This window comes from Rhodoferax sp. (assembly GCF_039922535.1).
Classification (GTDB): domain Bacteria; phylum Pseudomonadota; class Gammaproteobacteria; order Burkholderiales; family Burkholderiaceae_C; genus Rhodoferax_B.
In genome coordinates, this window is the sequence record NZ_JBDTEM010000149.1 from 23251 (window position 1) to 29985 (window position 6735).

General features: G+C 64.7%; 6 protein-coding genes. 2 read left to right on the forward strand and 4 right to left on the reverse strand.

What is annotated here, in order from left to right; all coding sequences use genetic code 11:
• Positions 1 to 111: 111 nt before the first annotated feature.
• Together dusA and hutC are read right to left on the reverse strand one after the other, a co-directional pair.
• Positions 112 to 1107 carry a tRNA dihydrouridine(20/20a) synthase DusA gene (gene dusA, locus ABI213_RS07205; RefSeq protein WP_348007246.1) on the reverse strand — a complete coding sequence of 332 codons (996 nt, stop codon included), beginning with the start codon at positions 1105 to 1107 and terminating at the stop codon, positions 112 to 114.
• Positions 1104 to 1847, reverse strand: coding sequence for a histidine utilization repressor (hutC, locus tag ABI213_RS07210; RefSeq protein WP_348007245.1), 744 nt, complete (start codon positions 1845 to 1847; stop codon positions 1104 to 1106). The genes dusA and hutC overlap by 4 nt, the downstream gene beginning before the upstream one ends.
• Positions 1848 to 1998: 151 nt before the next feature.
• Here hutC and hutH point away from each other — a divergent pair, with 151 nt between their 5' ends.
• Both hutH and ABI213_RS07220 read left to right on the forward strand, forming a co-directional pair.
• Positions 1999 to 3537, forward strand: coding sequence for a histidine ammonia-lyase (gene hutH, locus ABI213_RS07215; protein WP_348007244.1), 1539 nt, complete (start codon positions 1999 to 2001; stop codon positions 3535 to 3537).
• A 62-nt stretch (positions 3538 to 3599) separates the two neighbouring features.
• Positions 3600 to 5423 (forward strand): M14 family zinc carboxypeptidase, encoded by a 1824-nt coding sequence (locus tag ABI213_RS07220; RefSeq protein ID WP_348007243.1) that lies wholly within the window; start codon positions 3600 to 3602, stop codon positions 5421 to 5423.
• Between the two features lie 109 nt (positions 5424 to 5532).
• On the opposite strand, the gene ABI213_RS07225 is transcribed toward ABI213_RS07220, so the two are convergent.
• Both ABI213_RS07225 and zapE read right to left on the reverse strand, forming a co-directional pair.
• On the reverse strand, positions 5533 to 6180 hold the full coding sequence (locus ABI213_RS07225; RefSeq protein ID WP_348007242.1) for a hypothetical protein: 648 nt from the start codon (positions 6178 to 6180) through the stop codon (positions 5533 to 5535).
• Positions 6177 to 6735 (reverse strand): cell division protein ZapE (gene zapE, locus ABI213_RS07230; protein ID WP_348026546.1); only part of this gene is annotated, 559 nt, incomplete at its 5' end. The genes ABI213_RS07225 and zapE, both read right to left, overlap by 4 nt.

The window sequence follows — 6735 nt, forward strand, 5'->3', positions numbered from 1 at the left end:
TGCGGGCAGCGGTGCCGCATAACGCGATCGCTCCTAAATTTATAGCTTCCTGCACAGGTACTGCTTGCGCTAGCAGGCTATTTTTCTTAAATTTTTGAACGTTGGTGGGCTTTAGGCGCTCTTCGTCTCGTCAAACCCATAACGCGTGTGGGCCATGGCCATCACTTCACGGGGCGGTGTGGCTTTGAGGCGGTGGTCGCTCCACACCTGGCGCCAGCGCCGCGCACCGGGCAGGCCGTGGCGCAGACCCAGCATATGGCGGGCGATGCTGTACCAGCCGGTGCCCTGCTCCACTGCCATGCGCTCCATGTACACCACCATCTGCTCCTCGATGCTTTCACGCGTGGCCTCAGCAGGCGCAGTGCCGAAAAACGCCGCGTCCCAACCCGCCAGAAACCAGGGATTGTGGTACGCCTCGCGCCCGACCATCACGCCGTCCAGCTGGGTGAGCTGCTCGGTAATCTGGTCTTCGGTGGTGAAGCCGCCGTTGATGGAAAAAGTCAGCGCCGGAAAGTCTTTTTTGAGCCGGTGCACCAGCTCGTAGCGCAATGGCGGGATCTCGCGGTTTTCTTTGGGCGACAGGCCTTTGAGCCAGGCATTGCGGGCGTGCACGATGAAGGTGGCGCAGCCGCCTTCGGCCACGGTGCCCACAAAGTCGCGCACGAAATCGTAGCTTTCGGTCTTGTCCACGCCAATGCGGTGCTTCACCGTGACCGGAATGTCCACCGCGTCGCGCATGGCCCGCACGCAGTCGGCCACCAGTTGCGGCTCGGCCATCAGGCAGGCACCGAACGCACCGCGCTGCACCCGCTCACTCGGGCAGCCGCAGTTGATGTTGATCTCGTCGTAACCCCACTCTTCGCCTAGCTTGGCGCAGCGGGCCAGGTCGGTCGGCTCGCTGCCGCCCAGTTGCAGGGCGACCGGGTGTTCTTCAGCGTTGAAGCGCAGGTGCCGCGGCACATCGCCGTGCAACAGCGCGCCGGTGGTGACCATCTCGGTGTAAAGCAAAGTGTGGCGGGACAGCAGGCGGTGCAGGTAGCGGCAATGCGCGTCCGTCCAGTCCATCATGGGGGCCACCGAAACGCGGTGGGCAAGGAAAGTCGTCATGGCTTGAAATGTCCGTTGAGCTGGTAGCATGCGCCCGGATGAACCTGGCGGGCCAGGGTGATGGGTACGTCGGCGTTGGCGGTTTTGCGCAGCACCACCAGGCAGGGGGCGCTGGGGGGAATGCGCAATAACTCGGCTTCTTGCGCAGTGGGCAGGCAGGCCTCGACCGAATATTGCGCCTCCCACAGCGGGGCCACGGTGCGCAGGTAGTAGGTGGGCGAAAGCTGGGTGAAGTCGTTTTGCAGGTAGTCGGGTGCGCAGGCAGGGTTCACAAAACGGTCTTCGCACTGCATGGGCTCGTCGTTTTCGAAATGCACCAGCAAGGTGTGAAAGACGCGCGTGCCAGGGGCCAGGCGGAACTGCTGGGCGATGGCCTCGGGGCAGGCTTCTTCTTGCGCCAGATGCACGACAGCGTGGTGGCGGTGGCCGCGCGCGGCGATTTCTTGCTGCAAATCTTGGATAGTCAGGTTCGACGACACCGAACCCAGGTGCGCGGCAAAGGTGCCCACGCCCTGTAGGCGGGTCACCAGGCCTTCGGACTGCAGCTCGCGCAGCGCACGGGACACCGTCATGCGGCTGACCTGGAACTGCGCCACCAGCTCGGGCTCCGACGGCATCAGGCTGCCGGGCGGCCAGCGGCCTTGTGACAGCTCTTTTTTCAGGTGCGCCTTGACCCGGGCAAACGGTGCCTGGTTGACGGGTTCAGGGGCTGCCAGCGGCTGTTGTCGTAAGAAAACCATAGGAAATAGAAGGATTTACGCAGCGCCACTGTTCCACCCTCTGGGCGCACAGAGTGGCTTGCGAAAGTCCTGAATTGTAGTTGTATGTAGTTGACTAGTCATGTCTACACAATTACAGTCGAAGCCATTATTTGACGAAAGCGAGCACCCCATGTTGATCACCCCCGGCCTCCTCACCCTGGACCAACTCCAGCGCATCCATGCCAGCGTCACCCCGCTGGAGCTGGACCCCGCCTGCCGCGACGGCATCCGCGCCAGTGCCGCCCTGGTGCAGGCCGCCGCCGATGGCGATGCGCCGGTGTACGGGGTCAACACCGGCTTTGGCAAACTGGCCAACCAGCGCATCAGCAAGGCGCAACTGGCCACCCTGCAACTCAACCTGATCCGCTCGCACAGCGTGGGCGTGGGCGAGCCGCTGGCCGCCCCTATCGTGCGTTTGATGCTGGCCACCAAAGCCGCCAGCCTGGCGCGTGGCCATTCCGGCGTGCGCGAGGTGGTGGTGGACACCCTGCTGGCGGTGCACAACGCCGGGCTGGTGCCGCATGTGCCGTCCCAAGGTTCGGTGGGCGCGTCTGGCGACCTGGCCCCGCTGGCGCACATGACGCTGGCACTGTTGGGCGAAGGCGAAATGTGGGTCGATGGCCAGCGCATGGCCGCAGTAGACGCACTGGCGCAGGCGGGTATCGCACCACTGACGCTCGGCCCCAAGGAGGGCCTGGCGCTGATCAACGGCACCCAAACCTCGGCGGCGCTGGCCTTGCACGGCCTGTTTATCTTCGAGCCGGTGCTGGAAGCGGCCTTGCTGATCGGAGCCCTGTCGGTAGAGGCCGCGCGCGGCAGCGACGGCCCATTCGACCCGCGCATCCACGCGCTGCGCGGCCAGCCCGGCCAGATCGACGTGGCCTGCTACTACCGCGCGCTGCTGGCGGGCAGCGCCATCCGGCAATCCCATGTGTCGGGCGACGACCGGGTGCAAGACCCGTATTCGCTGCGCTGCCAGCCGCAGGTGGTGGGGGCCTGCCTGGACCAGTTGCGCCACGCCAGCCGCATCTTGCTGATCGAAGCCAATGCGGTGACCGACAACCCACTGGTGTTTGCCGAGGACGGCGTGATGGTGTCGGGCGGCAACTTCCACGCCGAACCAGTCGCGTTGGCCGCCGACGGTATGGCACTGGCGATTGCCGAGGTGGGCGCGATAGCCGAGCGCCGCATCGCCATGCTGATCGACAGCAGCGTCTCGCGCCTGCCGCCGTTTTTAACCGCCGATGCCGGGCTGCACAGCGGTTTCATGATCATGCACGTCACCGCCGCGTCGCTGGCCTCAGAGAACAAATCCCTGGCCCACCCCGCCAGCGTGGACAGCCTGCCCACCAGCGCCAACCAGGAAGACCATGTGTCGATGGCCACCTTTGCGGCGCGTCGCCTGCAGGCCATGGTGAGCAACACGGCGCACATTCTGGCGATCGAATGGCTGGCCGCAGCCCAGGGCATCGACTTCTTACGCCCCTTGAGCAGCTCAGCCCCGCTGGAGCTGCTGCACGCCGCCCTGCGCGCGGACATCCCCCGCATGGACCACGACCGCTACTTTGCACCCGACATTGCCCATGCCACCCAGATGGTGCGCAGCGGGGCCATCAGCAGTATCTTCCGCACCCTGCCCGGCCTGCCCGCGCTGTGGACGGCGATTTAAGCAAGCGGCTGGCGGAGCGCGGGTAACATGCCGGAACCCAAAGATGGAGGAGCATCCACACCATGGTTTCCCGCAACGGCCCACAGCCCCCACATTCTCTCGCTACGTCCTTGACACGGTTCCGGCAGGCGGCCACTGCCGCCACCGTCTTGGCGCTGGTTGCCTGCAGCTCGACACCGCTGCCGCCGTGGCATCCCGGTGCCGTGCCCCCCCCCCGGCCCGCAGTAGCGACCAAGCCGGCAGCACCTACGGCCACAGCGCCCAACGGCACCGCAGCTATCGCCGAACCGGTAAGCCGTGACAGCATTGCCGAAACCGATGCGACCAAGGCTGCCAGCCCAGACAGCGCGCCCTACAGCGCCGCCGTCGCTGCGCGCTTCCCCGACCCGGCCATCGCCTACAGCACGCCGGGCCTGCTGCCGGGGCGCACCAGCTTCAGCAGCAATAACGAGATTGCCGACTGGCTGGCCAACCTGACCAACAAACCCAGCCGCGGTGTCCACCCCAGCGTGCTCCGCATTGGCCTGTCACAACAAGGCATACCGCTGGAAGCCCTGCTGCTGACCCGCGCCAGCAGCCCCGATGCGCCGACCATCCTGGCCACCGGGCGGCCCACGGTATTGATCGTGGCGCAGCAGCACGGCAACGAACCCGCCGGCAGCGAGGCAGCGCTGGTGGTGGCGCGCGAGCTGGCCCAAGGCCTGCTGGAGCCCCTGCTGGACAAGATCAACGTGCTCATCGTGCCGCGTGCCAACCCCGACGGAGCCGCCACCAACCAACGGGCCACCGCCAACGGCATTGACATGAACCGCGACCACCTGCTGCTCAACAGCCCCGAGGCCCGCGCTCTGGCCCAACTGGGCCGCGACTACCAGCCCAAGGTGGTGCTGGACGCGCACGAGTACACCGTGGTAGGCCGCTATCTGCAGAAGTTTGGTGCCATCCAGAAATATGACGCGCTGATGCAGTACGCCATGACCGCCAATATGCCGGAGTTTTTAACCCGCGCCTCCGAAGAGTGGTACCGCCGCCCAGCGATATCCGCACTTAAGTCGCAGGGCCTGAGCAGCGAGTGGTACTACACCACTTCCACCGACATCAACGACCACGTAGTGTCCATGGGCGGCACCGATCCCGACACCGGGCGCAATGTGAATGGCCTGAAAAACACCGTCAGCATGCTGATCGAAACCCGCGGGGTCGGCATCGGCCGTCTGCACATCCAGCGCCGCGTGCACACCCAGGTCACCGCCATGGTCAGCATGCTGCAAAGCACGGCCACCCGCGCCGAACAGCTGGGCCAGTTGCGCTCCTACGTTGACCGCGAAGTCAGCAGCGAAGCCTGCCGCAGCAAAGCCATCGTGGCCGCCGGCCCTACCAGCGCCCAGTACGAGCTGACCATGCTCGACCCCACCACCGGAGCCGACAAAAAGATCACGGTGGACTGGAATTCGGCGCTGGAGCTGCAAACTCTCAAATCGCGTGCCCGGCCGTGCGGCTACTGGCTGTCGGCCGCGTCCACAGCCGCGGTAGACCGGTTGCAGCTATTGGGCGTGCAGGTAATGCGGGTGGTGGATGCTGGTAGTGTCCTGGGCGACCTGTACCGCGCCACCAGCCACAGCACCGGCACGCGGCAGGACGTGCGTGGCAGCATTAGCGATGCGCAGCCCATCGAGCAAACCGAGGTAGAGCTGGTGCGCGGCCTAGTGGATACACCCACAGGGAGTTTTTATGTCCCGCTGGGCCAACCCCTGGCCAATCTGGTGCTGGCCGCGCTGGAGCCCGACACGCAGAACAGCTTCTTTGCCAACCACATCGTGCCCAACCTGAGCGATACCGCCCGCATCATGGCCGAGCCAACCGGGGCGCTGGAGAAGCTGCCGTAAGTTTCTGAGGTTTTAGAGGCTATTTTGAACCATTAAATAGCCTCTCAGCGCATATAGCACCTGCGCAAAACGCTCCTATTTTTGAATATAAAAATAGGAGCGTTTGTGTTTAAGGCGCGGGTTCCGGCAGCGGTGCGGATTTGGCCTTGGTTTTAGCGGCGTTGCGCTTGACCGTATCAGCCTTGTGGGCGGCGGCTTCTTGCAGCTTGTCGGCGTAGCGGGCAGGCTCGTTGGCCGCTGCGGCAGCACGGCGGGCCCGCGTGGCCTGGTCTTCCTGGTTGGTACGGGCCTTCTTCTCAGCCGTGGCTTTGCGCCCAGCCTGGGCCTTGGCAGCCTCGCTGGGGTCGTAAGGTTTGCGCGGCTCGGTGGGCGCGTGGGTGCGGCTAGGCGTGGTACCGCGCGGGGTGGCAGTGCCCACAGCCACCGGTGGCTCGTCTTTGGCCGCGGCACTTTGCTCCATGCGCTGCAACTGCTCGGCGCCCTTGCGTTTGCGCTCCGCGTCGTTCAGCGAGATTTCCTGGCGGCGCAAATCAGCCATTTCAACCCGGCGGCGAGCGCGGCTGGCATCGCGGCAGTCGTTGACCGCAAACTTCTGGAAGCAAGCCGTTTCTTCGGCAGCAAAGCGCTTCTCGATCTGTTGGCGCTCGGCATTGATGCGAGCGTGCTCGGCAGCCACTTCCAGGCCACCGTCGGCAATCTGCGCCAGCACCGAGGCGCTGCACAGTACACACAAAAGGCTGATCCAATATTTCTTCATGTCAGATGGGTATCCACAATGCGCCGCTCCAGCGCTAAAAATTCTACCGACTGCATTTCGTTCAAGCGCGACACGGTACGCGGAAACTCGTGCGCCATCGGGCCTTCGGTATAGAGCTCTTCGGGCGGCACGGCGGCCGACAGGATCAGCTTGACCCGGCGGTCGTACAGCACATCCACCAGCCAGGTGAAGCGCCGCGCGGGCGATGCCATGTTGACCCCCATGGCAGGCACATTGCTCAGCAGCACGGTATGGAACTGGCTGGCCAATTCGAGGTAGTCGTTTTGCGAACGCGGCCCGCCGCACAGGATGTTGAAGTCAAACCAGACCACCCCTCCGGCCTTGCGCCGGGCCTGGATCTCGCGCGCCTCGATGTGCAGCACCGGGTCTTCGTCTTGGGTTTCGGCCAGGCGGGTAAAGGCCTCGGCCATCTCCTGATCGGCCTGCGGACCCAGCGGCGTGTGGTAAATCTTGACCTGCTCCAGCGTGCGGCTACGGTAGTCGGTGCCGTTGTCCACACTCAGCACTTCCAGCTTTTCGTTCAGCAGTGCGATG

Excerpts from the sequence above, each read along its gene's own strand:
- dusA (WP_348007246.1), bottom strand. The coding sequence starts at position 1,107 with ATGACGACTTTCCTTGCCCACCGCGTTTCGGTGGCCCCCATGATGGAC.
- hutC (WP_348007245.1), bottom strand. The coding sequence starts at position 1,847 with ATGGTTTTCTTACGACAACAGCCGCTGGCAGCCCCTGAACCCGTCAAC.
- hutH (WP_348007244.1), top strand. The coding sequence starts at position 1,999 with ATGTTGATCACCCCCGGCCTCCTCACCCTGGACCAACTCCAGCGCATC.
- ABI213_RS07220 (WP_348007243.1), top strand. The coding sequence starts at position 3,600 with ATGGTTTCCCGCAACGGCCCACAGCCCCCACATTCTCTCGCTACGTCC.
- ABI213_RS07225 (WP_348007242.1), bottom strand. The coding sequence starts at position 6,180 with ATGAAGAAATATTGGATCAGCCTTTTGTGTGTACTGTGCAGCGCCTCG.